Source organism: Streptomyces sp. NBC_01408 (assembly GCF_026340255.1).
GTDB lineage: Bacteria > Actinomycetota > Actinomycetes > Streptomycetales > Streptomycetaceae > Streptomyces.
Genome location: NZ_JAPEPJ010000001.1, coordinates 3703501 through 3727967, shown reverse-complemented (window position 1 = coordinate 3727967; position 24467 = coordinate 3703501). Strand labels below are relative to the sequence as shown.

At 72.2% G+C, this 24467-nt stretch carries 27 protein-coding genes; 11 read left to right on the top strand and 16 right to left on the bottom strand.

Translation table 11 applies throughout. The features are described 5' to 3' along the window. The first annotated feature begins 152 nt into the window (after positions 1-152). Genes OG447_RS16990 through tyrS form a run of 3 tightly spaced genes read left to right on the top strand, consistent with a single transcriptional unit; the run spans position 153 to position 4402 of the window. Complete coding sequence (locus tag OG447_RS16990; RefSeq protein WP_266937457.1) at positions 153-1676, top strand: TldD/PmbA family protein; 1524 nt, start codon at positions 153-155, stop codon at positions 1674-1676. Continuing rightward, positions 1673-3076 (top strand): metallopeptidase TldD-related protein, encoded by a 1404-nt coding sequence (locus tag OG447_RS16985; protein ID WP_266937455.1) that lies wholly within the window; start codon positions 1673-1675, stop codon positions 3074-3076. Before OG447_RS16990 ends, OG447_RS16985 begins: the two co-directional genes overlap by 4 nt. Positions 3077-3136: 60 nt before the next feature. After that, complete coding sequence (tyrS, locus tag OG447_RS16980; RefSeq protein WP_266937453.1) at positions 3137-4402, top strand: tyrosine--tRNA ligase; 1266 nt, start codon at positions 3137-3139, stop codon at positions 4400-4402. Between the two features lie 132 nt (positions 4403-4534). On the opposite strand, the gene OG447_RS16975 is transcribed toward tyrS, so the two are convergent. Beyond that, positions 4535-4810 (bottom strand): GlsB/YeaQ/YmgE family stress response membrane protein, encoded by a 276-nt coding sequence (locus OG447_RS16975; protein WP_266937451.1) that lies wholly within the window; start codon positions 4808-4810, stop codon positions 4535-4537. 175 nt (positions 4811-4985) lie between these two features. Here OG447_RS16975 and OG447_RS16970 point away from each other — a divergent pair, with 175 nt between their 5' ends. Next, complete coding sequence (locus OG447_RS16970) at positions 4986-5327, top strand: DUF3099 domain-containing protein (RefSeq protein WP_266937449.1); 342 nt, start codon at positions 4986-4988, stop codon at positions 5325-5327. A gap of 149 nt (positions 5328-5476) precedes the next feature. Continuing rightward, positions 5477-5719 carry a hypothetical protein gene (locus OG447_RS16965; RefSeq protein ID WP_266937448.1) on the top strand — a complete coding sequence of 81 codons (243 nt, stop codon included), beginning with the start codon at positions 5477-5479 and terminating at the stop codon, positions 5717-5719. Between the two features lie 49 nt (positions 5720-5768). Here the strand turns inward: OG447_RS16965 and moaA are convergent, their stop codons facing one another. From moaA to OG447_RS16950, 3 genes are all read right to left on the bottom strand, one after another. Continuing rightward, entirely contained in the window at positions 5769-6758 is a 990-nt protein-coding gene (gene moaA, locus OG447_RS16960) for a GTP 3',8-cyclase MoaA (RefSeq protein WP_266937447.1), read from the bottom strand. A 177-nt stretch (positions 6759-6935) separates the two neighbouring features. Continuing rightward, positions 6936-8579, bottom strand: a complete 1644-nt coding sequence (locus OG447_RS16955) for a cation acetate symporter (RefSeq protein WP_266937445.1) — start codon at positions 8577-8579, stop codon at positions 6936-6938. Beyond that, the gene (locus tag OG447_RS16950; protein WP_266937443.1) at positions 8576-8941 is read right to left on the bottom strand and encodes a DUF485 domain-containing protein; all 366 of its coding nucleotides are present in this window, start codon (positions 8939-8941) and stop codon (positions 8576-8578) included. The genes OG447_RS16955 and OG447_RS16950 overlap by 4 nt, the downstream gene beginning before the upstream one ends. A gap of 259 nt (positions 8942-9200) precedes the next feature. On the opposite strand from OG447_RS16950, the gene OG447_RS16945 reads away from it, so the two are divergent. After that, positions 9201-10745, top strand: a complete 1545-nt coding sequence (locus tag OG447_RS16945; protein WP_266937441.1) for a S8 family serine peptidase — start codon at positions 9201-9203, stop codon at positions 10743-10745. An 85-nt stretch (positions 10746-10830) separates the two neighbouring features. On the opposite strand, the gene OG447_RS16940 is transcribed toward OG447_RS16945, so the two are convergent. From OG447_RS16940 to OG447_RS16910, 7 genes are all read right to left on the bottom strand, one after another. Further along, positions 10831-11874, bottom strand: coding sequence for a zinc-dependent alcohol dehydrogenase family protein (locus tag OG447_RS16940; protein WP_266937439.1), 1044 nt, complete (start codon positions 11872-11874; stop codon positions 10831-10833). A gap of 58 nt (positions 11875-11932) precedes the next feature. After that, positions 11933-12526 (bottom strand): lysoplasmalogenase, encoded by a 594-nt coding sequence (locus OG447_RS16935; RefSeq protein WP_266938911.1) that lies wholly within the window; start codon positions 12524-12526, stop codon positions 11933-11935. A gap of 89 nt (positions 12527-12615) precedes the next feature. Then, entirely contained in the window at positions 12616-13644 is a 1029-nt protein-coding gene (locus tag OG447_RS16930; protein WP_266937437.1) for a sterol desaturase family protein, read from the bottom strand. Positions 13645-13791: 147 nt separating this feature from the next. Continuing rightward, positions 13792-15018, bottom strand: coding sequence for an amidohydrolase family protein (locus OG447_RS16925; protein ID WP_266937435.1), 1227 nt, complete (start codon positions 15016-15018; stop codon positions 13792-13794). Further along, positions 15015-16277, bottom strand: a complete 1263-nt coding sequence (locus OG447_RS16920) for an amidohydrolase family protein (protein ID WP_266938910.1) — start codon at positions 16275-16277, stop codon at positions 15015-15017. The genes OG447_RS16925 and OG447_RS16920 overlap by 4 nt, the downstream gene beginning before the upstream one ends. Before the next feature lie 85 nt (positions 16278-16362). Further along, positions 16363-17247: an SDR family NAD(P)-dependent oxidoreductase gene (locus OG447_RS16915; RefSeq protein ID WP_266937433.1), complete on the bottom strand. Its 885-nt coding sequence runs from the start codon at positions 17245-17247 to the stop codon at positions 16363-16365. Between the two features lies 1 nt (position 17248). Then, on the bottom strand, positions 17249-18046 hold the full coding sequence (locus tag OG447_RS16910) for an acetoacetate decarboxylase family protein (protein ID WP_266937431.1): 798 nt from the start codon (positions 18044-18046) through the stop codon (positions 17249-17251). Positions 18047-18170: 124 nt separating this feature from the next. Between OG447_RS16910 and OG447_RS16905 the strand changes: the two genes are divergently transcribed. The 5 genes from OG447_RS16905 (at position 18171) to OG447_RS16885 (ending at position 22047) form a co-directional block, all read left to right on the top strand. Then, positions 18171-18830, top strand: coding sequence for a TetR/AcrR family transcriptional regulator (locus OG447_RS16905; protein ID WP_266937429.1), 660 nt, complete (start codon positions 18171-18173; stop codon positions 18828-18830). Between the two features lie 186 nt (positions 18831-19016). Continuing rightward, positions 19017-19991: a DEDDh family exonuclease gene (locus OG447_RS16900; RefSeq protein ID WP_266937427.1), complete on the top strand. Its 975-nt coding sequence runs from the start codon at positions 19017-19019 to the stop codon at positions 19989-19991. A gap of 142 nt (positions 19992-20133) precedes the next feature. Further along, a complete protein-coding gene (locus OG447_RS16895) occupies positions 20134-20367 on the top strand; it encodes a hypothetical protein (protein WP_078904345.1) in 234 nt (77 codons plus the stop codon). A gap of 126 nt (positions 20368-20493) precedes the next feature. Further along, positions 20494-21282 (top strand): SURF1 family protein, encoded by a 789-nt coding sequence (locus tag OG447_RS16890; protein ID WP_266937424.1) that lies wholly within the window; start codon positions 20494-20496, stop codon positions 21280-21282. A gap of 9 nt (positions 21283-21291) precedes the next feature. Further along, complete coding sequence (locus OG447_RS16885; RefSeq protein ID WP_266937423.1) at positions 21292-22047, top strand: SDR family oxidoreductase; 756 nt, start codon at positions 21292-21294, stop codon at positions 22045-22047. Between the two features lie 38 nt (positions 22048-22085). Here the strand turns inward: OG447_RS16885 and amaP are convergent, their stop codons facing one another. From amaP to OG447_RS16860, 5 genes are read right to left on the bottom strand one after another with little or no spacing between them, the layout of a single operon-like run. Continuing rightward, complete coding sequence (gene amaP / locus OG447_RS16880) at positions 22086-22652, bottom strand: alkaline shock response membrane anchor protein AmaP (RefSeq protein ID WP_266937422.1); 567 nt, start codon at positions 22650-22652, stop codon at positions 22086-22088. 4 nt (positions 22653-22656) lie between these two features. Next, on the bottom strand, positions 22657-23241 hold the full coding sequence (locus tag OG447_RS16875; RefSeq protein ID WP_266937421.1) for a DUF6286 domain-containing protein: 585 nt from the start codon (positions 23239-23241) through the stop codon (positions 22657-22659). Beyond that, the gene (locus OG447_RS16870; protein ID WP_266937420.1) at positions 23238-23615 is read right to left on the bottom strand and encodes a hypothetical protein; all 378 of its coding nucleotides are present in this window, start codon (positions 23613-23615) and stop codon (positions 23238-23240) included. The genes OG447_RS16875 and OG447_RS16870 overlap by 4 nt, the downstream gene beginning before the upstream one ends. Next, the gene (locus tag OG447_RS16865) at positions 23612-23833 is read right to left on the bottom strand and encodes a hypothetical protein (RefSeq protein ID WP_266937419.1); all 222 of its coding nucleotides are present in this window, start codon (positions 23831-23833) and stop codon (positions 23612-23614) included. Before OG447_RS16865 ends, OG447_RS16870 begins: the two co-directional genes overlap by 4 nt. Positions 23834-23848: 15 nt before the next feature. After that, positions 23849-24280 (bottom strand): Asp23/Gls24 family envelope stress response protein, encoded by a 432-nt coding sequence (locus OG447_RS16860; protein WP_266937418.1) that lies wholly within the window; start codon positions 24278-24280, stop codon positions 23849-23851. Positions 24281-24467: the final 187 nt, after the last annotated feature.

Below are 24467 nucleotides of genomic sequence, written 5' to 3'. Positions count from 1 at the left end.
AAAAACCTATAGGTCGCACCGCCCGTACGGAGAATCGGGCTCCGACAGGGCCTTGCGACGGGCTCTGTCGAGTCCCTACAGAAAGATGTAGGCACAAGAGCCCCGAGCGCGACATGATCGGGGCGACCGGCCCCGACCCCGGGAGGACTTCCGTGGCCCATTCCATCGACGCGGCATTCACCGCGCTGCCCCTGCGGGCGCTCGCCGACGCGGCGCTCGCCCGGGCGCGCGCGCTGGGCGCCGATCATGCCGACTTCCGCCTGGAACGCATTCGCAACGCCTCCTGGCGGCTCCGTGACGCCAAGCCGTCCGGCGGGTCCGACACCACCGACCTCGGGTACGCGGTCCGCGTGGTGCACGGGGGCAGTTGGGGCTTCGCCTCCGGAGTGGACCTGACCATGGACGCCGCCGCCAAGGTCGCCTCGCAGGCCGTGGCCATGGCGAAGCTGTCCGCCCAGGTGATCAAGGCGGCCGGTTCCGACGAGCGGGTCGAGCTCGCCGAGGAGCCGGTGCACTCCGACCGGACCTGGATCTCCGCCTACGACGTGAACCCCTTCGAGGTCCCGGACACGGAGAAGGCGGCGCTGCTCGCCGACTGGAGCGCCCGGCTGCTCGCGGCCGACGGGGTCGCGCACGTGGACGCCTCGCTGCTCGCCGTGCACGAGAACAAGTTCTACGCCGACAGCTCGGGCACCTCGACCACGCAGCAGCGGGTACGCATCCATCCGCAGCTCACCGCCGTCGCCGTGAACGGCACGACCGGCGAGTTCGACTCGATGCGCACCATCGCCCCGCCGGCCGGCCGCGGCTGGGAGTACCTGACCGGCACGGGCTGGGACTGGAACGCCGAGCTGGAGCAGATCCCGGGCCTGCTCGCCGAGAAGATGCGGGCGCCGAGCGTGCAGGCCGGGCGCTACGACCTGGTCGTGGACCCGTCCAACCTGTGGCTCACCATCCACGAGTCCATCGGCCACGCCACCGAGCTCGACCGGGCACTGGGCTACGAGGCGGCGTACGCGGGGACCTCCTTCGCCACCTTCGACCAGCTGGGCAAGCTCAAGTACGGCTCCCCGATCATGAACGTGACGGGTGACCGCACCGCCGAGCACGGCCTCGCCACCGTCGGTTTCGACGACGAGGGCGTCGAGGCGCAGAGCTGGGACCTGGTCAAGGACGGCACCCTGGTCGGCTACCAGCTCGACCGGCGGATCGCGAAGCTGACCGGACTCGGCCGCTCCAACGGCTGCGCCTACGCCGACTCCCCCGGGCACGTGCCCGTCCAGCGGATGGCGAACGTCTCGCTCCGGCCGGATCCGGGCGGTCTCTCGACGGAGGACCTGATCGGCGGGGTGGAGCGCGGGATCTACGTGGTCGGCGACCGCTCCTGGTCGATCGACATGCAGCGCTACAACTTCCAGTTCACCGGACAGCGGTTCTTCCGCATCGAGAACGGCAAGCTGGCCGGGCAGCTGCGCGACGTCGCGTACCAGGCCTCGACCACCGAGTTCTGGGGCTCGATGGAGAAGCTCGGCGGCCCGCAGACCTACGTCCTGGGCGGCGCCTTCAACTGCGGGAAGGCCCAGCCGGGCCAGGTCGCGGCGGTCTCGCACGGCTGCCCGTCCGCACTGTTCCGCGACGTGAACATCTTGAACACCACGCAGGAGGCCGGCCGATGAGCACGCTTTCGAACGGACGCACCAAGCCCCACGAGATCGTCGAGCGGGCGCTGGAGCTGTCCACCGCCGACGGCTGCGTCGTCATCGCCGACGAGGACTCCACCGCCAACCTGCGCTGGGCGGGCAATGCGCTCACCACGAACGGCGTCACCCGCGGCCGGACCCTGACGGTCATCGCCACGGTCGACGGCAAGGAGGGCACGGCCTCGGGGGTCGTCTCGCGCTCCGCCGTCACCGCGGAGGACCTGGAGCCGCTGGTACGGGCCGCCGAGGCGGCCGCGCGCGGGGCCGGTCCGGCGGAGGACGCCCAGCCGCTGGTGACCGGCACCCCGGTCTCCCCGGACTTCACCGACGCCCCCGCCGAGACCTCCTCGGCGGTGTTCGCGGACTTCGCCCCGGCCCTCGGCGAGGCCTTCGCCCGGGCCCGGGCGGGCGGCCGGGAGCTGTACGGCTTCGCCAACCACGAGCTGGTCTCCACCTACGTCGGCACCTCCACGGGCCTGCGGCTGCGCCACGACCAGCCGAACGGCACCCTGGAGCTCAACGCCAAGTCCCCGGACCGGCAGCGCTCGGCCTGGGCGGGCCGCTCGACCCGGGACTTCAAGGACGTGGACCCGACGGTCCTGGACGCGGAGCTCGCCGTACGCCTGGGCTGGGCGGAGCGGAAGATCGAGCTGCCCGCCGGGCGGTACGAGACCCTGCTGCCGCCGACCGCCGTGGCCGACCTGCTCATCTACCAGATGTGGTCGGCGGCGGCCCGGGACGCGGTGGAGGGCCGGACGGTCTTCTCCAAGCCCGGCGGTGGCACCCGGCTCGGCGAGAAGCTCTCCGAGCTCCCGCTGACCCTGCGCAGCGACCCGAACGCGCCGGGGCTGGAGACCGCGCCGTTCGTGATCGCCCACAGCTCCGGCGACGACGCGTCCGTCTTCGACAACGGCCTGCCGGTCCCGGCGACCGAGTGGATCCGCGACGGACGGCTGTCCCGGCTGACCACGACCCGGCACACCGCGGGCCTGACCGGCATGCAGCTCTCCCCCGGCTTCGGGAACCTGATCCTCGACGCGGGCGGCGAGAAGTCCCTGGAGGAGATGGTCGCCGGTACGGAGCGGGGCCTGCTGCTGACCTGCCTCTGGTACATCCGCGAGGTCGACCCGGCCACCCTGCTGCTGACGGGGCTGACCCGGGACGGCGTCTACCTGGTGGAGAACGGGCAGGTCGTGGGCGAGGTCAACAACTTCCGGTTCAACGAGTCCCCGGTGGACCTGCTGTCGCGGGCCTCGGAGGCGGGCCGGACCGAGAAGACCCTGCCGCGCGAGTGGAGCGACTGGTTCACCAGGGCCGCGATGCCCGCGCTGCGCATCCCGGACTTCAATATGAGCTCGGTCAGCAAGGGTGTCTGACCCACCTAGACTGAGTCACCGGAGTGTCGCAATTCCCTCATCCGAAGGAGTCAGGAAACCGTGACGGACATCGTCGACGAACTGAAGTGGCGCGGGCTGTTCGCCCAGTCCACCGACGAAGAAGCGCTGCGCAAGGCGTTCGCGGACGGTCCTGTCACGTTCTATTGCGGCTACGACCCGACCGCGGCCTCGCTGCACGTCGGGCACCTGGTGCAGGTCCTCACCATGCGCCGGCTCCAGCTGGCCGGGAACCGGCCGCTGGCGCTGGTCGGCGGGGCCACCGGCCAGATCGGTGACCCGCGCCCGACCGCCGAGCGCACCCTGAACGACCCGGCGGTCATCGCGGAGTGGGTGAACCGGCTGCGTGCGCAGATCGAGCCGTTCCTGTCCTTCGAGGGCGAGAACGCCGCGGTCCTGGTGAACAACCTGGACTGGACGGCGGGCATGTCCGCCATCGAGTTCCTGCGGGACATCGGCAAGCACTTCCGCGTCAACAAGATGCTGACGAAGGACTCCGTCGCCAAGCGGCTGGAGTCCGACCAGGGCATCAGCTACACCGAGTTCAGCTACCAGCTGCTCCAGGGCATGGACTTCCTGGAGCTGTACCGGCGCCACGGCTGCGTGCTCCAGCAGGGCGGGTCCGACCAGTGGGGCAACCTGACGGCCGGCCTCGACCTGATCCACCGGGTGGAGCCGGGGGCGGTCGTGCACGCGATGGCGACCCCGCTGATGGTCAAGGCGGACGGCACCAAGTTCGGCAAGACCGAGGGCGGGGCGGTCTGGCTCGACCCGGAGATGACCACCCCGTACGCGTTCTACCAGTTCTGGCTGAACGTGGACGACCGGGACATCTCCACCTACATGCGGATCCTGTCCTTCCAGAGCCCTGAGGAGCTGGAGGCGCTGGAGGCGCAGACCGCCGAGCGGCCGCAGGCGCGTGCCGCCCAGCGGGCGCTGGCGGAGGAGCTGACGACCCTGGTGCACGGTGCCGACCAGTGCGCCGCCGTGATCGCCGCGTCGAAGGCGCTGTTCGGCCAGGGCGAGCTGGCGGAGCTGGACGAGGCCACGCTGGCCGCGGCCCTGTCCGAGCTGCCGCACGCCAAGGTCGCGGAACCCGGTCTGGTCGTGGACCTGCTGGCGGAGACCGGCCTGGTCGCGAGCAAGTCGGCCGGACGCCGGACCGTGAAGGAGGGCGGGGCCTACGTGAACAACGTGAAGGTCACCGCCGAGGACGCGGTCCCCGCCGAGGCGGACCTGCTGCACGGCCGCTGGCTGGTGCTGCGCCGGGGCAAGAAGAACCTGGCCGCGGTCGAGGTCACGGGCTGACCCTCCGGGGTCCGCGCGGTACGGGTACAGCCGTACCGGCACACGGGTACGGGCACACAGGCACAGATACACGGGCACAGGCGCGGGGGCCGGTACGGACACACTGTCCGTACCGGCCCCCGCGTCGCCGCGTCAGGCCGTCCGCTTGTTCCCCCTCAGCGCCATGTAGGCCATGTCGCCGACGCCGACGAGCAGGACCGCCCCCGCCAGCTGCAGCAGGTGCCGGATCCAGTCGATGCCCCGGGTCTCATCGACGCCGATCCACGTCGCGACGGCATTGCCGAGGAGGCCGCCGATGATGCCGAAGATCGCGGTCAGCCAGATGGGCTGGTGCTGCTTGCCCGGCAGGATCAAGCGGGCGATGAGCCCCAGCACCAAACCGACGATGATCGCCCAGAACCAATGCATGTCGCCTCCTCAGGCGCGATGTGCGCATGTGCGGCCAGTCTCAACCCGTACGGCGGATGGCGCATTTCAGGCAGGACCGTCCGGGCGCACCCGCTCTCCTCACCGTCCGGCGGGCGGCGTACGGTGGAGGGGGTCCGGGCCGGGGAGCGCCCGGCGGGCGATCGGGTGGTGGAGCGTGCAGCGGACGAAGCGGCAGAAGCAGGCCGGGGCCGAGATCTTCCGGATCACCGGGGCACGGATGGGACTCGCCGAGGACGTGCGGGGCCGTCAGCGGCGGTACGTGATCTCGATGGTCGTCAGGACCCTGTCGGTCATCGCGACCGTGGTCCTGTGGAACGTGGAACGCCACGTGGCGATCGTGACGCTCGTCGCGGGTGCACTGCTGCCCTACGTCGCCGTGGTCATCGCCAACGCGGGCCGCGAGTCGACCCCCACGCTGCCCTCCCACTTCGTCCCGGCGCCGGTCCGTCCGGTGCTGGAAGCGGGAAACCTCAAGAAAAGCTCAGATCAATCATGAAGTTCCGGTGCACTCCACCGGGTCCTGCGTGACATACTGCCTACGCGCTCCGCATCCCCCGTCGGAGCGACGGACCGACGCCGGGCAGCTCCCCCCGTGGCTGCTCGGCGTCGCCCTTCCGGTCCGGGGCTTTGTAGGGTTGAGGCGTGATGCCCCCTGACTCCCCCGATACCGACGCTCCCACCTGCTCCGCCAAAGGCTGCCGTGACACGGCCGTCTGGGTCCTGGCGTGGAACAACCCGAAGCTGCACACGCCGGAGCGCCGCAAGACCTGGCTGGCGTGCGAGGAGCACCGCGAGCACCTCTCCCAGTTCCTGGGCGTCCGCGGCTTCCTCAAGGACGTGGTGAAGCTCGACGAGTGGGTCCAGCCGGAGGGCTCGGAACGCGCCTGAGCCCCGGCCGGGGCCGGGGCTCAGGGATCGGGCAGGGGCCGGGAGCGGCTCAGCCGCCGATCGCCGACATCGGGCGGTCGGGCTGGAGGAAGGACGGGTCGTCGAGACCGGACCCGGCCTTCTTGCCCCACATCGCCACCTTCCACAGCCGGGCGATCTCCTCGTCCGCGGCGCCGGAGCGCAGGGCGGCGCGCAGGTCCGACTCCTCGGTGGCGAACAGGCAGGTGCGGACCTGGCCGTCGGCGGTGAGCCGCGTACGGTCGCAGGCGCTGCAGAACGGGCGGGTGACCGAGGCGATGACGCCGACGGTGGCGGGGCCGCCGTCGACCACCCAGCGCTCGGCGGGGGCGGAGCCGCGCTCGTCGGCCCCTTCCTCGGTGAGCGTGAAGCGCGTGCGCAGCGACTGGAGGATGTCGCCGGCCGTGATCATGCCGTCGCGCTTCCAGCCGTGCTGGGCGTCGAGCGGCATCTGCTCGATGAAGCGGAGCTCGTACTCGTTCTCCACGGCCCAGGCCAGCAGGTCGGGCGCCTCGTCGTCGTTCAGCCCGGGCATCAGCACCGCGTTGACCTTGACGGGGGTGAGGCCGGCCTCGCGGGCCGCGGCCATGCCGTCGATGACGTCGTGGTGGCGGTCGCGGCGGGTGAGGGTCTTGAAGACGTCGGGCCGCAGGGTGTCCAGGGAGACGTTCACCCGGTCTAGGCCGGCGGCCTTGAGGGCCTGCGCGGTGCGCTTGAGGCCTATGCCGTTGGTGGTCAGCGACATCTGGGGGCGGGGCTCCAGGGCCGCGCACTGCTCGACGATCCCGACCAGGCCGGGGCGCAGCAGCGGCTCGCCACCGGTGAAGCGCACCTCGGTGATGCCGAGCTGGGTGACGGCGATGCGGATCAGCCGGACGATCTCGTCGTCACTGAGCAGATCGGACTTGCCGAGCCACTGCAGTCCCTCTTCGGGCATGCAGTAGGTGCAGCGCAGATTGCACCGGTCGGTGAGTGAGACGCGCAGGTCAGTGGCCACGCGGCCGTAGGTGTCGAGAAGCACTGTGGGCCCCCTCCCCTGTCCGGATGTAGAGGTACGCGCAACATTGGATCTACTTCACGCGTTCTATTTCGAGACTACGCGACGGGTGTGTCAGGTAGAGGTCTCGAAATGAACGAGACGTGACGTGGCCGCGTCGTAGGGATCTACGACGCGGCCACGCTGGGTGTTCGGACGATGTCAGTGGGCCCCTGTTCCGGTGAGGGAGCGGACCTCCAGCTCGGCGAACTTGTCGGGGTCCGCCTTCTCCTTGGACAGGACGGTTCCCAGCCAGCCCAGCAGGAAACCGAGGGGGATCGAGATGATGCCCGGGTTCTCCAGCGGGAACCAGTAGAAGTCGGCGTCCTTGAACATCGAGGTGGGCTTGCCGGAGACGACCGGCGAGAAGAGCACCAGGCCGACCGCCGAGATCAGGCCGCCGTAGATCGACCACAGCGCGCCCTGGGTGGTGAAGCGCTTCCAGAAGAGGCTGTAGAGGATCGTGGGCAGGTTGGCCGAGGCGGCGACCGCGAAGGCCAGGGCGACCAGGCCGGCGACGTTCAGGTCGCGGGCCAGCGCCCCGAGGCCGATGGCGACGGCGCCGATGACCACGGTGGACCAGCGGGCCGCGCGCACCTCCTCCTGCTCGGTGGCCTTGCCCTTGCGGATGACGTTCACGTAGAGGTCGTGCGCGAAGGACGAGGAGGAGGCCAGGGTGAGGCCCGCGACCACCGCGAGGATGGTGGCGAAGGCGACCGCGGAGATCACGGCGAGCAGGATCGCGCCGCCGGTGGAGTCCGCGCCGCCGCCGATCTCCTGGGCGAGCAGCGGGGCCGCGGTGTTGCCCGCTTTGTTCGAGGCGAGGATGTCGGCCCGGTTCAGCAGGGCGGCGGCGCCGAAGCCGAGGGCGATCGTCATCAGGTAGAAGGCGCCGATGATGCCGATGGCCCAGTTCACGGACTTGCGGGCGGCCTTGGCGGTGGGCACCGTGTAGAAGCGGATCAGGATGTGCGGCAGGCCGGCGGTGCCCAGGACCAGGGCGAGGCCGAGAGAGATGAAGTCCAGCTTCGTGATCCCGTCCTTGCCGTACTTCAGCCCGGGTTCGAGGAACTTGACGCCCTGTCCGCTGTTCTCTGCGGCCTTGCCCAGCAGGTCGGAGACGTTGAAGTTGAACTCCAGCAGCACCAGGAAGGTGATCAGCAGGGCGCCCGCGATGAGCAGGACCGCCTTGATCATCTGGACCCAGGTGGTGCCCTTCATGCCCCCGATGGTCACGTAGACGATCATCAGTACGCCGACCAGCGCGACCACGGCCACCTTGCCGGCGTCGCTGGTGATGCCCAGCAACAGCGAGACGAGCACGCCGGCGCCGGCCATCTGGGCGAGCAGGTAGAAGATCGAGACCACGATGGTGGAGGTGCCCGCGGCGGTGCGGACGGGCCGCTGGCGCATCCGGTACGCGAGGACGTCGCCCATGGTGTAGCGGCCGGAGTTGCGCAGCGGCTCGGCGACGAGCAGCAGGGCGACCAGCCAGGCGACGAGGAAGCCGATGGAGTAGAGGAAGCCGTCGTAGCCGAAGAGGGCGATGGCCCCGGCGATGCCGAGGAAGGACGCGGCGGACATGTAGTCGCCGGAGATGGCGAGGCCGTTCTGGAAGCCGGTGAACTGGCGGCCGCCCGCGTAGAAGTCGGCGGCGTCCTTCGTCTGGCGGCCGGCCCAGATCGTGATGATCAGGGTGGCGACGACGAACAGTCCGAACAGGGTGATGATCAGCGGGCGGTGCTCGGTGGCTCCGGCGCCGACCGTCATTGCCGCGGTCGTCGTCAGCTGGAGGGTGTCGGTCATTCCCCGGCCTCCATCCGCGCCTTGATGGCCGCGGCCTTCGGGTCGAGCTTGGCGGCGGCGTGCCGCGAGTAGAGCCAGGCGATCAGGAAGGTCGTCGCGAACTGGGCGAGGCCGAGCACGAGGGCGACGTTGATGTTGCCGAAGAGCTTGGTCCCCATGAAGCCGCCGGCGTAGCTGGACAGCAGGACGTAGAGCAGGTACCAGGCGATGAAGGCCACGGTGAGCGGGAAGGCGAAGGAGCGGTAGGAACTGCGCAGTTCGGTGAACTCGGCACTGCGCTGGACCTGTCCGAACTGTTCGGCCGTGGGAGCCGCCGGGGGCGTTCCCGTGGTGCCTGGCGGCGGCGCTGCTTCGGTGGTCACGGGGGGCTCTCCTTGTGACGCGGGTGCGGTGGGGACGACGGACAAAACAACCTCCGTGTGGGGGGCCGGGTGGTGCTGAGCCCCCCTGTCAACGGCACGGCCGGCGTGTCGGGACGGTTCAACACCCGATGTTTCTTTAGGGACTGATTTCTCGAACTGATGGCGCAGAAGGGAACGCCGGCACTAGGTTCCCCATGTCATGAACCCGTCCGCCGTGACCACGTCCGGACGGCTCTCTCGAAGATGATGTGGAGAACCCATGGCTCATCTGGGATCCGGCCGCCGGCGGGTACTCGCCGTTCCGGTCGGCCTGGCGCTCACCGCCTCACTCGCCTTCCTGCCCTCGGTCGCGGCCTCCGCCGCCCCGCTGGGCACCACGGCGGACGCGGCGACGGCCTCCAAGGCCGACACCACCGGGCCCAAGCTGTCGTACGTGGCGAACCTGACCGCGTACGGCACGGCGAAGCAGGCGCAGAAGGCCATCGAGCGGGCTGGTGGAACGGTGGTGACGGCCTATGAGCAGATCGGAGTCGTCGTCGCACACTCCCAGAACCCGGACTTCGCCAAGCAGCTGCGAGCGCAGCGCAGCCTGTTCGTGTCCGTGGGCGCCACCCGTACGGCCCCCCTCCAGACGGTGCAGACCACCGACGAGGGTGCCACGCAGCGGCTGAGCGAGGCAGACGCCGCCAAGGCGGCGGCCGCCGCCCAGGAGGGCCAGGAGCCCCTGGAGTCCAACCAGTGGGACCTGCGGACGATCAAGGCCGATCAGGCTCACAAGATCAACGATGGCAGCCCGGACGTCACCGTGGGCATCATCGACACGGGTGTCGACGACACCCACCCCGATCTCGCCGCGAACTTCTCCAAGGAGCAGTCGGCCAACTGCGTCGGCGGTGTCGCGGACACCAGCGAGGGCGCCTGGCGCCCGTACGCCGACGGCAGTGACCACGGCACGCACGTGGCCGGCACCATCGCGGCCCCGCGCAACGGCGTCGGCATCAGCGGTGTCGCGCCCGGCGTGAAGATCGCGGCCATCAAGGTGAGCGAGCCCGGGACGAGCCTCTTCTTCACCGAGGCAGTCGTCTGCGGCTTCATGTTCGCCGCCGAGAAGGGGATCGAGGTGACGAACAACAGCTATTACGTCGACCCCTGGCTCTACAACTGCAAGTCGGACGACGACCAGAAGGCGCTGGTGGAGGCCATCGGGCGGGCCACCAAGTACGCCGAGCGCAAGGGCACGCTCCACGTCGCCTCGGCCGGCAACTCCAACCACGACCTTGCCGCGGACTCGATCCTGGACGACTCCAGCCCGAACGACACCACCCCGGGGCCGCGCACCATCGACCCCAAGGTCTGCCTGGACCTGCCCACGCAGCTCCCGGGCGTGGTCACGGTGTCGGCTACCGGCGACCAGGGCCTGCGGTCGTACTACTCCAGCTACGGCCTCGGGGTCGTGGACGTCGCCGCCCCCGGCGGCGACAAGTGGCAGGTCCCCGCCACCCCGGACGCCAACGGCCGCGTGCTGTCGACCGTCCTGGGCGGGGGCTACGGCTACAAGCAGGGCACCTCGATGGCCGCCCCGCACGTCGCGGGCGTCGCGGCGCTGCTCAAGAGCGCGCACCCCTCGGCCAGGCCGGCGCAGATCCAGGCCATGCTCAAGGGCCAGGCCACCAAGGCGGACTGCCCGAGCCAGATCTACGACGCCGCCGGCGCCCTGATAGACGCCACCACCTGCGAGAGCAAGTGGGGCCAGACCGGCTACTACGGCCACGGCGTGGTCGACGCGCTCAAGGCCGTGAAGTAACACCGGGCAGGTCCCGGAACACCCGGTACGACGAAGGAGGGCCGGGCGGGGGTGACCCCCGCCCGGCCCTCCCGGCCGTCCGGCGTCAGGGCTTGATCAGCACCTTGAGCGCACTGCGGTCGTCCATCGCGCGGTAGCCGTCCGGGACCTCTTCGAGGGACACGGCCCGGTCGAAGACGGGCGCCGGGTCGATGGCGCCGCTGAGGATGTCCTCCAGCAGCTCCGGGATGTAGGAGCGGACCGGGGCCACACCGCCGCGCAGGGTGATGTTGCGGTCGAACATGACACCGAGGTCGAGTCCGGTGCCGCTGCCGTGCGGGACGCCGACGTAGCCGACGGTCCCGCCGTCGCGGGTGATGTTCACGGCGGTGCGCATGGACTGCTCGGTGCCGACCGCCTCGATGACGGCGTGCGCGCCCTGGCCGCGGGTGAGTTCGCGCACGGCCGCCTCCGCGGCCTCCCCGCGCTCGGCGACCACGTCGGTGGCGCCGAAGAGCCTGGCTATGTCCGTACGGACGGTGTGGCGGCCCAGTGCGATGATCCGCTCGGCGCCCAGGCGCTTGGCGGCGAGGACCCCGCACAGGCCGACCGCGCCGTCACCGACGACGGCGACCGTGGAGCCCTTGCGCACGCCCGCGCCGAGCGCCGCGTGGTGGCCGGTGCCCATGACGTCGGACAGCGCGAGGAGCCCGGTGAGCAGGCGGTCGTCGGAGACGGCCGCGGCGGGCAGCTTCACCAGGGTGCCGTCGGCGTGCGGGACCCGGACGGCCTCGCCCTGGCCGCCGTCGTGGCCGACCGAGCCCCAGAAGCCGCCGTTCCCGCAGGAGGTGTGGAGGCCCTCGGAGCAGTAGTCGCAAGTGCCGTCGGACCACATGAAGGGGGCGACGACGAGGTCGCCGGCGCGCAGGCCGGACACCGCGGAGCCGGTCTCCTCGACGACGCCGAGGAACTCGTGGCCGATGCGCTGGCCGGGCTGGCGCTCGGCCTCGCCGCGGTAGGCCCAGAGGTCGCTGCCGCAGATGCAGGCGCGCAGCACGCGGACGACGGCGTCCTCGGGGCGCTGGATCGCAGCGTCGGGCACCTCCTCCACGCGGATGTCGTGCGGGGCGTGGATGACGGTGGCGCGCATGGTGATGCAGTCCTCCGGCTCGGAGATCGTTCGGTCTTGTAAGACCTGTAGGACCGTCCTACCGTACGCCTGGTTCCCGGGCGGTCACGCCAGTGGCCAGGAGGTACTGGGCGGCCAGGTAGGTGGCCATGATCCAGAAGTCCGGGCGGGGCAACTGGGGCCATTCGGCGACCCCGGTGGCGATGAGCGTGTCGGAGAGCAGGAACAGCGCCCCGCCCGCCCCGGCCCGCAGGCCGAGCGCGCTGGAGCGCAGCGCCATCGCGGTGAGCAGCAGGCTGTAGCCGGCGACGGGGATCCGCAGATCGGCCGGCAGGTCGCCCCACAGCAGGGCGACGGTGCCGACCAGCGCGAGGGCGTACGCGGCGCCGAGCAGCGGGCGGGTGCCGCCGCGGCCGAAGAGCACCAGGTAGCAGACGTGCCCGGCGGCGAAGGAGCCCATGCCGATCAGGAAGGCGGCCTCGGCGTCGAAGAGCAGGGCGAGGTCCCCGCCCCAGCCGAACAGCAGGGCGGCGACCAGCAGGCGCGGGGCGCCGATGGCGATCACGTGGGCGACGAGCAGCGGCATCAGGAGGGGCTTGGCGAGGACGTGCCCGAGGTGCCAGTCGGCCAGCAGGGACCCGAGGTCGGCGGTGGCGGCCACGGCGAAGGCCACGAGGGCGGCCCGGGCGAGGCGTTCGCGGCCGGCGGGCGCGCGGGGGGCGGCCCAGGCGGGGGCGGGCCGGTCGGCGGGCGTGGCGGTGCTCACGCGGTGGTCTCCCGTACGGTCGGCAGGGCGTCGGCGGCGGGGGCGGGGGCCGGGGCGGGGACGGTGGGCGCGACGGCAGGGGCGGGAGCGGCGGCCGGGGCAGGGGTGGCCGCCGCAGCCGGAGCGACAGCCGGGGCCGGAGTGGCCGCCGGAGCCGGGACGGTGGGCGCTGCCGGCGCCGTGGCCGGGGTGGCCGCCGGGGGCTGCCAGCCGGGGCCCGCGAAGACCCGGCCGGCCCGCTCGCGCCAGTTCGCGGCGGCGCGTACGTCCCGGGCGATGGCGGCGTACTCGTGGGTGGCCACGCGCAGCGGGTTGTGGGTGTCGATGTTCTTGGTGAGCCCGTAGACGGGCCGCTCCGTCTCCCCCACCCAGGAGCCGAACATCCGGTCCCAGACGATCAGGATCCCGCCGAAGTTGCGGTCCAGGTATCCGCCCTGGGAGGCGTGGTGGACGCGGTGGTGGGAGGGGGTGTTGAAGACGTACTCATAGGCGCGGGGCAGCTTCCCGATGCGCTCGGTGTGGACCCAGAACTGGTACAGGAGGTTGATTCCGTAGCAGAACGGGACCGCCGCGGGGTGCACGCCGAGGGCCACCATCGGCAGGTAGAACCACCAGGTGGTGGCGCTGGTCCAGGGCTGGCGCAGGGCGGTGGTGAGGTTGAACCGCCGGCTGCTGTGGTGGACCACGTGGCAGGCCCACAGGATGCGGATGACGTGGTGGAGCCGGTGCTGCCAGTAGTAGAGGAAGTCCTGGGCGAGCAGCATCAGCAGGGCGGTCCACCACAGGAACGGCACCCGCAGCGGGGTGAGTTCGTAGACCGCGGTGAAGACCGCGACGACCGGGATCTTCCACAGCAGGTCGAACCCGATGCTGCCGAGCCCCATGGTGACGCTGGTGACCGCGTCCTTGGTGTCGTACCCGGCGGCGTCCTCGTCGGGACGGAGCCGGTAGCTCACCATCTCCAGGACGGTGAGCAGCACGAAGGCCGGTATGGACCACAGCACGACATCGGGCAGGTTCGGCATGACGGCACCATAGAGGCGCCCCCGGGGGCACCGCTAGAGGTTGTTACCGATCGGTATCCATCGGGGTTACCGCGGGTTCGCGAGAGCGCGGTCCCGCCGGGGCGGATCAGGTTCCCGGACCGCTGATCCGCCCGGCGGGAAGCGGCGTCACCAGACGCGGACCGAGCCGCCGCGGGCGAAGGCCGGGCTCGTGGCCTCGGGCGGGATCTGCGTCAGGGGTTCGGCGATCTCCTCGACGCGGGGGCCGCACTTCGCGGCCACCGCGTCCAGCAGGGGCAGGTCGAAGCCGTAGACCCGGGCCGCGTTGCCGCCGACCATCGCGGCGACCTCCTCCTTCGGGAGGCCCGCGTAGGCGATGCGCAGGCCTTCGCGGGAGAAGGGGGTGGTGCCCTCGTCGTGGGGGTAGTCGCTGCCCCACATGATCTTGTCGAGGCCGATCCGCTCCCGGAGCGGGACCTCGTGGGGCCGCATGAAGCTCGCGCCCACGAAGCAGTTGTCCCGCCAGACCTCGCTCGGGCCCTTGCCCATCGCCTCGGCCAGGCCCGCCCCGAACTTGGACTCGGCCGTGGCCGACGCCGCCACCAGGCGGCCGTGGTAATAGTCCAGCATCTCCAGCACGCCCGGGATCCAGCCGGAGCCCTGCTCCGTCAGGACCAGCTTGAGCCCCGGGTGGCGGCGGAAGGCCCCGCCGAAGACGAGGTGCCACAGGGCCCGGTGCGAGAACCAGGTGGTCTCCACCATGAACACCGCCCGGGCCGCCGGTTCGTCGCCGAGCGGCGGGGACGCCGACCCGCCGTGGTGGTTGACCGGTACGTCCAGCTCGTCGCAGACCGCCCAGATGGGGTCGTACGCCGCCGAGTAGAGCTCGGGTATCCCCGAGCCGGGCGGGGCTCCGGGCAGGAGGATGCCGCCCGTGAGTCCCGCCTCCTTGGTGCGGCGGATCTCGCGGACCGCCGCGTCCACGTCGTTCAGCAGGATCTGGGCCACGCCCGCCCGGCGGCCCGGGGCGTCGGCGCAGAAGTCCGCCAGCCAGCGGTTGTGCGCCTGGAGGCCGGCCCAGCGCTGCTCGTACTCCTGCGGGCCCGGCGGCTGCGCCATCAGGGAGGCGTTCGGGAAGAACGGCGGGATGGTGTTCGGGAAGAGCACCTCGGCGACGATGCCGTCGGCCTCCAGCTCGGCGAGCCGGCGCCGGGAGTTCCAGTTCCGGTCGGCCGTGTCGGCGAGGAGGTCCTCGTACGGGTTCACGTACGAGGCGGCCCAGGCGTCGAAGTCCTCGTGGTGCCGCTTCTCCAGGTACGGCCTGTAGTCCAGCAGGTCGGCGCCCGCGTGGCAGTCCGCCGAGATGACCGTGTAGCGGTCCGGGGCGCCGCTCATCCGGACACCCCCAGGACCGGGAAGTCCTCGCCCGTCAGCCAGTGCCGGCCCGTCTCGCGGGAGCGGGCCCAGGAGGCCTCCACGGCGGCCTGGTCCGGGGACTGGCCCAGCTCGGCCGGGGTGGGGCCGATCCGGCGGGCGAGCGGGGCGAGCTTCTGCGTGTCGAAGCCGAAGACCTCGGCCGCCGCGAGCCCCAGCATCCGGCGGGTCTCCGCCACCGGGATGTCGTGGAAGGTCTTGCGCAGCCAGTTGCGGGTGTCGGGCCAGGTGCCCTCGGGGTGCGGGAAGTCGGAGCCCCACAGGATGTTGTCCACGCCGATCTCGTAGCGCTGGGCCAGTTCCCGGCGCTTGGTGTTCGTCGCGCAGACGAACACCTGCCGGTCCAGGTACTCGCTCGGCGGCCGCTTGAGCTCCTCGAACGGCGAGAGCTTCTTGCCGCCGTGCGCGCCCAGGTAGAGGCGGTCCATGAACCACAGCTGGTTGGGCAGCCACCAGCAGCCCGACTCGGCGACGCCGAACCTCAGGCCCGGGTGCCGTTCGAAGACCCCCGACCAGAGCAGGAACCACAGCGGGCGGGCCGGCCACCAGGTGACCTCGGAGACGAAGATTCCCAGGTGGTCGCCGTACTCGTGGCGCGGAGAGGACCCCGAGTGGGTGACGATCGGCATCTGCGTCTCGGCCGCCGCCGCCCAGACGGGGTCGTAACGCCGGTCGTGGTAAGGCGCCTTGTCCACCCACATGGCGGGGATCATCAGCGCGCCGAGCCCGGACTCCTTGGCCCGGTGGATCTCCGCGACGACCGCGGCCGGCTCGCCCGTGATGGGCAGCAGGGCGACGCCGCAGTGCCGCTCGGGATGCTGCGACACGAACTCCGCCAGCCAGCGGTTGTGCGCCTGCGCGCCCGCCATGCCCAGTTCCGGGTCCTGGTCGCCGGAGAGGCCCAGGCCCACCCCGAAGGGGGCCGCGGTCTGGCTGTCGACGGCGTCCGCGTCGGGGAAGACGACCTCGGCGGCCACGCCGTCGCCGTCGAGCTCCTTCAGCCGCTGGGCCGTGTCCCAGCCGCCCTTGAGGCCCTCCTCGTGGTCGTGGAACCACTTCTCGGCGAAGGCCTCGTTGCGGACGCCGAGCCGGGTGGCCTCCGCGCGGCGGGCGTCGCGCTCGCCGAGGAACTCGTCGAACCGGGGGTGGAAGCGCGAGTCCAGGTAGGGCCGGTACCGCTCCGTGGGCAGGCCCGCGTGGCAGTCCGAGGAGATGATCAGGTACGGGTCGTCGTACTGGTCCGCAGACGGTCCTTCGTGCGGTCCTTCGTGCGGTTCTTCGTGCGTCTCGCTCACGTCAGGCCCCTCAGTCGAGGATGAAGCTTTCCAGGTACGCGGGGTTGGACCGGTCGAGCATCGACTGCGACCGGGCCCGGATCTGCCGGTCGCTGTGCTCGCTCTCGGGGAGCATCCAGAAGCGGTCGGCGCGGATGCCGTCGACCACGTGCTCGGCGACCTCCTCGACGGGGGTGAACTCGACCTCGTGCCCCGCCTCGCGCATCGCCGCCTCGTACTGGTCGAGGCTGCGGTACGGGGTCCTGCGCGGCCGCTGCTTCGCGTAGCGCTCGGGCCGGTTGCGGTGCGACTCCCACAGCCCCGTGCGCAGCATGTGCGGTCCGGGGAAGAGGACGGAGGCGCCGACGGAGGCGCCTTCCGCCTTGAGGTGGGCGTACAGCGACTCGGTCATGGTGACCACGGCCGCCTTGGTGACGGCGTACACGGAGGCGGTCGGCAGCGGGGCGATGCCGCCGTCGCCGGAGGAGGTGTTGACGACGTGGCCCGGGCCGCCGCCCTCGATCATGCGGGGGACGAAGGCCTGGATGCCGTGGAAGACGCCCCACACGTTGACGGAGAAGGCCCACTGCCAGTCGTTCGGCTCGTGCTGCCACATGCGGCCCTCGGCACCGGAGCCGACGCCCGCGTTGTTGCACAGCACGTGCACGGCGCCGAAGGTCTCGTACGCAGCGTCGGCGAGGGAGACCACCGAGTCGCGCTCGCTGACGTCGACGGTCCGGGCGAGGACCTGCGCCCCCTGCGCGGCGAGTTCACCGGCGGCCTTGCCCAGGGCGCCCTCCTCCACGTCGGCGAGGACGACCTTCAGCCCCTCGGCGGCGAAGCGGCGGGCCATCGCGAGGCCGATGCCGCTTGCGGCGCCGGTGACCACGGCCACCTGTCCTGGTTCGAGCCGCATGTCAGACGCTCCCCTCGGGCGGGCCGTCGAGGATCTGCATCGGGTCGTCGTAGCGCTGGTGGATGTACGGGAGCAGGGCCTGGGCGCTGACCCGTTCCACGACCCTGCCCCTCTGGTCGGTGGTCTTCTCACCGATGGTGATCTCCACGAGCCGGCGCACGGGCAGGTCCGCGACCGGATCGAACATGGACTCCCGCAGGACGACGTCCCCGGTGATGTGCTCCAGCTTGCGGACCTTCTCGTTGCGGGTGCAGTGCACGAGGACCGGATCCACGTCGAAGCCCGAACCGTCCACGGCCGGCAGGAACTTGAAGTAGAAGTCGGTCTTCTGGACGGGCTCGGGCAGCGGCAGCGCGCGGTCCACCGCCCCGCGCACCTCCACGAAGGCGATGCCGTGCCGCGCGAGGGAGGCACGGACGACCAGACCGTCGCGCTCGACGGTGACCGCGCCCAGTTTCTTCGGTTCGCCGAAGACCTCGCGGCCTCCGGTCAGGGCGCGCTCCAGGGTCATCGGCATGACCAGCGGGTACCAGCCCTCGACCCCGCCGTGCTGGGCGGCGACGGCCACCGAGCCGGCGCCGAGCGGGTAGCCGGGCAGGTCGACCTTGCTGATGTTGGCCCGCACCAGGGGCCGTCCGGCGGGCTTGAGCGGGGGCGGCAGGACCGCCGCCACCACGTCCGGGTCGCTCTCCCAGACGGCGACGACACCGGTGGACCAGATGTCGGGGAGTTTGGAACTCTTCTCGCGCGCCGCCGCGATCTCTGCCTCGGTGCGCGCTCCGTACCGTACGCGTGCCATGTATCGCACCCTCCTCGTCGTGAGCGGAGTCGGTTCTGTAACACAGTTACACCGCCACCGATGAAGGGTAAAGACCCCTGCACGCACGAGAACTGACGAACCGACAGATAGGTGGGCGTCCGCCATGAGCAGATCCGCGCTGACCCGTACGGAGGTCCTGGACGCCGCCGCGTCCCTGGTCAGACAGCACGGTCCGGCCGCCCTCACGATGCGCAAGCTCGCCGCCGAGCTGGGTACCGCGGTGACCTCCATCTACTGGCACGTCGGCAACCGCGAGTCACTGCTGGACGCCCTCGTCGAGCGGACGGTCGAGGAGATGGGCGCGATCCTGCCCCAGAGTGCGTCCGGTGGGACCCCCGGCGCCGGACGCACCCCCGCCGAGCGGATCCTGTCGGTGGCCCGCGTGCTGCGCCGCGAGCTGCGCGCGCGCCCGCACCTGATCGCGATGGTCCACGAACGCGGCCTCACCGAGCGAATGTTCCTGCCCGCCCAGCAGGCCCTCGTCCACGAGGTGCACGCCGCGGGACTGCGCGGGGCCCGGGCGGCCGACGCGGTGCGCGCCGTCCAGTTCCAGATCGTCGGCTTCCTGCTCGTGGAGCGCAACCGCGAACGCGCCCCCGCCCAGTCCCCCGCCGAGAGCGAACTCTGGGACCCGGCCGCCGCCCCCCACGACCCGGCGCTCGCCCGCGCCCTGGCCCGCCCGGCCGATCCGGAACGGCTCTTCCTGCTGTCCGTACGGGCCCTCGTGCAGGCCCTTCTGTCGCCGTCCGCGCCGCCGCGATGAGCCGGGAGCTCGGGCCCGTGCCCCGTCGTCGCAGCTTGCCGCCGGGGCCCGTTGACCGCTGCGGTCTCGAACGGCCGGCGGCGGGCGACCTCGCGCGGCCCTGGGCTGAGCTCCTCCGGGGCCCCGGTCCGGGGAGGGCCGTAGGGACATCGGGGCCACGGCTGTCAGTCGGGGCCGATATCCTCTGTGACCATGCTCGACGACCGTACGACCGCAGAGACGATGTGGCCGACCGCGTACCCACAGGGGTACGCGGTCGTCGACGTGGAGACCACCGGGCTCGCTCGCGACGACCGGATAGTCTCCGCCGCCGTCTACCGGCTCGACGCCCAGGGCAACGTGGAAGACCACTGGTACACCCTGGTCAACCCGCAGCGGGACCCGGGACCGGTGTGGATCCACGGTCTGACCAGCGACATGCTCCAGGACGCGCCGCTCTTCAAGGACGTCGCCGAGGAGTTCGCCGGCCGGCTCGCGGACCGGGTGCTGGTCGCGCACAACGCCATCTTCGACTGGCAGATGATCGCCCGGGAGTACGCGCGTGCCGCCGAGACCGCACCCGTCCGTCAGCGGCTGTGCACCATCGCCCTGTCGAAGGAACTGAACCTCCCGCTGCCCAACCACAAGCTCGAGTCGCTCGCCGCGCACTTCGGCGTGGTCCAGCAGCGCGCCCACCACGCGCTCGACGACGCCCGGGTGCTGGCCGAGGCCTTCCGTCCGTCGCTGCACGCGGCCGCGCGGGACGGCGTACGGCTGCCGCTGCTGGAGTGCCGGCCGCTGACCGAGTGGTCGGACTCCCCCGTCACACCGCGCGTGGGCTACCAGGCCTCGTACCAGGGCAGCTGGCGACCCTCGCGCAAGCGGCCGCCGTGCCCGCACCCGAACCCGGGGCGCTTCCAGGACGGCAAGCCGCTGAAGCAGGGCATGCGGATCGCCTTCTCCGGTGACACCTCGGTCGACCGGGAGCTGCTGGAGGACCGCGCGGTGGAGGCGGGCCTGCACATCGCGACGAGCGTGTCGCGGCTCACCAGCCTCCTGGTGACGAACGACCCCGACTCGGCGACGTCCAAGACGGTCAAGGCGAAGTCCTTCGGCACTCCGGTCGTCGACGAGGCGGCCTTCACCCAACTGCTGCGGGACGTGGCGGCGGCCGAGGAGTAGGACGGGTCCGGGTCCCGGGGCCCTCCCGACGGCCGCCCCGCGGCCCGCCCGAACGGCGCGCGTTGCGCCGCCCGGGTGCAGGCGCGACGACTCACCCCGCTGGATCTTGTTCCGGTCCGCCGCTGTGCGCAGCATGCGGCGCATGGCACGTTGTGAGGTCTGCGGAAACGATTACGGCATGTCCTTCGAGGTGCACGCGCAGGGCGCCGTGCACGTCTTCGACTGCTTCTCCTGCGCCATCCACCGCATGGCGCCCATCTGCGAGCACTGCCGGGTCCAGATCATCGGGCAGGGCGTCGAGGTCGAGGGACAGTGGTTCTGCGGGGCGCACTGCGCCCGCGCGGAGGGGAAGGTGGGCATCAAGGACCACGTCTGACCGAGCCGATCCCCCCACCCCGCACGGCATCCCCGCGCGGACGCCCCGTACCCGGTCCCGTACCCCACGACCCCGGACGGCCACCCGGCCGCCGGGGTCGCCTCGGCTGGGGGTACCGTCGTGGGCGTGTACCGCTTTGTGCTGACCCGGCAGTGGGTGTGCCTCACCCTCGTCGCCCTCGCCCTCATCCCCGCGATGATCAAGCTCGGGTTCTGGCAGTTCCACCGCCACGAGCACCGGGTCGCGCAGAACGAGCTGATCGACACGAACCTGCGGGCGCAGCCCGCCCCCGTCACCGAGGTCACCTCCCCCGGCCACCTGGTCCCGCGCGCCGACTACTGGCGCGCCGTCACCGCGACCGGCACCTACGACTCCGCTCACGAGGTGGTCGTCCGGATGCGGACCTCGGGCGACGACAAGGTCGGCTTCCACGTCGTGACCCCGCTCGTGCTCGCCGACGGCCGGGCGCTGCTCGTCAACCGCGGCTGGGTGCCGGGCGGCGACGACCCCCGCACCTACCCGCCGGTGCCGGCCGCCCCCTCGGGCGAGGTCACGGTCACCGGGCGGCTGAAGGCCGACGAGACCAGCGGCGGCAGCGGCATCAAGGACCGCAAGGGCCTCCCGGACCGCCAGGTGATGCTGATCAACAGCGGTCAGCAGGCGGAGTCCCTGGGCCGGGCCGTCCTCGGCGGCTACCTGGAACTCACCGCTCCGGCCCCGCCGGAGGGCGGCCCCGAGCCGATCCCCGAGCCCGACCACGACTCGATCGGCGCGCACATGGCGTACGCCGTCCAGTGGTGGCTGTTCGCGTCCGCGGTGCCGGTGGGCTGGATCGTCCTCGTCCGCAGGGAGAAGCGCGACCGCGCGGAGGCGGCGGCCGCAGCCGCCGGACGCGAGCCCGCGACGGCGGCGTAACGTGTCGGCATGGATCTTGGACTGAAGGACCGTGTGTACATCGTCACCGGGGCCACGCGCGGCCTCGGTTTCGCCGCCGCCCGCGAACTGACCGCCGACGGCGCGAAGGTCGTCGTGACGGGCCGCGACGAGAAGCGCGCGGCGGACGCCGCCGCCGCCCTCGGCCCCCACGCGGTCGGGGTGGCCGCCGACAACGCCGATCCGGCGGCGGCCGGGCGGCTCGTCGCTGCGGCCCGCGAACGGTTCGGGCGCCTGGACGGCATCCTCATCAGCGTCGGCGGCCCGCCGCCGGGCCTCGCGGCCGACAACACCGACGAGCAGTGGACGGCGGCCTTCGAGGCCGTCTTCCTGGGCGCGGTCCGGCTCGCCCGAGCGGCCGCCGCCGAACTGGGCGAAGGCGGGGTCATCGGCTTCGTCCTCTCGGGCTCGGTCCACGAGCCGATCCCGGGCCTGACCGTCTCCAACGGCCTGCGCCCGGGCCTGGCGGGCTTCGCGAAGTCCCTCTCGGTGGACCTCGGCCCGCGCGGGATCCGGGTCGTGGGCCTGCTGCCGGCCCGCATCGACACCGACCGCGTCCGCGAGCTCGACGCGCTGTCCGGCGACACGGACGCCGCCCGTGCCGCGAACGAGTCCCGCATCCCGCTGCGACGCTACGGCAGGCCGGAGGAGTTCGGCCGCGCGGCGGCCTTCCTGCTCTCGCCGGCCGCCTCGTACCTGACGGGCGTCATGCTCCCGGTCGACGGCGGCTTCCGCCACGGCTTCTGATCCGGCGTCCGATCCGGCAAACCTTTGCGGTCACAGCACTAGGTAACCCGCTGCGCGCGGTGGGAAGCGACGCGCAGGCGGGCCTCCGTGGGGAGTCCGGGGAGGCCCGCCGAGCTGCGGGCGTGGGTCAGGACCGGGCCCGCCAGCCCGGCCAGGGCGTCGGCCGGCACGGCGTACGGTTCCAGCTCCAGCGCGATCCGCAGCGCGGGCGCCCCCCGCTTGCCGCGCAGCGCGACCCGGCAGCCGGCCACCCCGTCCAGGGCTCCGGCCTCCGCGGCCACCGCCTCCTCCAGCGCCCGCCCGCGCAGCAGGGCGAAGGCACCGTCCCCGGTGTCCACGAGCACCGCGGCCAGCCTCGGCCGCCTCAGCTGGGACAGCAGCCACCACAGGGCCAGCAGTACGCACAGGGCGAGCCCGGCGAGCAGGGCCCACCAGCCCCAGCCGTCGGCGTGCCAGTACCGGCTCCGGGTCTGCGCCGTCAGCAGCGGTTCGTGCCGGCCGCCGAGCGGCCACGAGGCCGTGAGCACCGAGAGCCCGGCCGCCAGCAGGACCAGGCCGGCCAGCGCCAGCAGGATCCGGTTCACCGCTCCGAGCGTTCCCGTCACCGCGTCATCCCTTCGCGTCGGCGGCCCGGCTGACCCGTACGCGTGGCCGCGGCGGGTGGGCGAGGCCCAGTTCCTCGATGCCGACCGCGAGCACCGCGTCCAGGTCGGCCCGTACGTCGTCGAGCTCGCGGAAGTGCGAGGTGGCCCGCACCCGGACGTGGGCCCGGCCCACGGTGACCCGTACCGTCCGCACCCCCGACACCTCCATGGCCCGGTCCCGCAGCACCTGCGCGGCGGCTTTGCGCCCGAGCCCGGCCCGCAGGTCCGCGCCCTGGTCCGGGGTCCGCATGGGCAGGATGCCGCGGACCCCCGGGGCGAGGGCCAGCAGCAGGAGCACCGCCCCGGCCGCGGCGAGGACCCCGCCGCCGACGAGCACCGGCAGGTCGGCGGGGGTGTGCCGGTCCAGTTGCCCGGCGAGTTCGCGGCGCCAGCTCATGCCGGGGCGGTCGGCCCGTACGGCGGCCAGGTCGTAGAGGAAGAGGCCCGCCGCCGCCAGCAGGAGGAGGGCGGTGAGTGCGGCGGGGATCCGCCGGGCGGAGCGGAACCGGTGCGCCCGCCGGGCCGGCGGCGGGGGGCCGGGGGCCGTCACCGCAGCCGCCGGTCCCGGCCGACGGCGGACCGCGCGGGCCCGGAGTGCAGGTGCTCGATGTCGATGTCCACCTCGGGCACCGTCATGGACGCGCACTCCTCGATGCGCAGGGCGACCTGGCGGCGTACGGCGGCGCACTGGGCGGCGAGGTCGGAGGGGTAGGCGAGCTCCAGGCTGATCCGTACGCGTGCGATGTCGTGGTGCACGGTGACGGTGGCGTGCGGGATCCCGCCCGGCTCGACGGTGAGCGCCTCCCGGGCGGCCTGGGCCGCGATCTTGGCGACGACCCGGTCGGCGATGCGGGTGGCCCCCCGGTCGGCGGCGGGCACCTTGGGCGGTGTGGACCGGGGTGTGGTGGCCCGTGGTGTGGTCATCGGGGGCGCCGGTCGCCGCGGTCACCACGGTCACCACGGTCGCCCCGGTCACGGGGCCGCAGCAGATCGCCCGGTGCCAGGTCCCCGTCGAGCACCCGGCCGACGACGAAGCCGACGGCGCCGAGCGCCGCCACCAGCAGGAAGGCCCCGAAGCCGCCGAAGTACCCGGCGAACCCCAGTGCCATGCCGGCCAACAGGCCGACGACCGCCATGCTCATCCGGGCTCCTCCCGGTTACTGGAGCCGGGACTCCGGCTCCTCGTCCTCCTCGTCGGGCAGCTTCACGTCGCTGACCGCGATGTTGACCTCGACGACCTCCAGGCCGGTCATCCGCTCCACGGCCGAGATGACGTTCTCACGGACCGCCCGCGCGACCTCGCGGATCGACACGCCGTACTCGACGACGATCTCCAGGTCGAGGGCGGTCTGGACCTCGCCGACCTCGGCCTTGACCCCGCGGCTGACGGAGGCCCGCTGGGCCCCGGGGACCCGGTCGCGGACGGCCCCGAAGGTACGGGAGAGGCCGCTGCCGCTGCCCATGGCGTGCACGCCCACGACCTCGCGGGCGGCCAGCCCGGCGATCTTCTCGACCACCCCGTCGGCGATGGTCGTGCGGCCCCGGTCGGCGGGGGCCTTGCCGTGGCTGCCCGATGCGGATTCGGTCATCGCTTGTCCCTTCGCGCGTGCGGACTCACTCCGCACCACGGTAAGCGCGCGAGGCCGCCCCCGCCCCGGGACTACGCCGGTCGGCCGGAATGGGTTCGGTTCCCGGGCTCCGCCCGGACCCGCGCCTCAAACGCCGGCGGGGCTGGATTTGGCAGACGGCATCAGCCGGAATCCAGCCCCGCCGGCG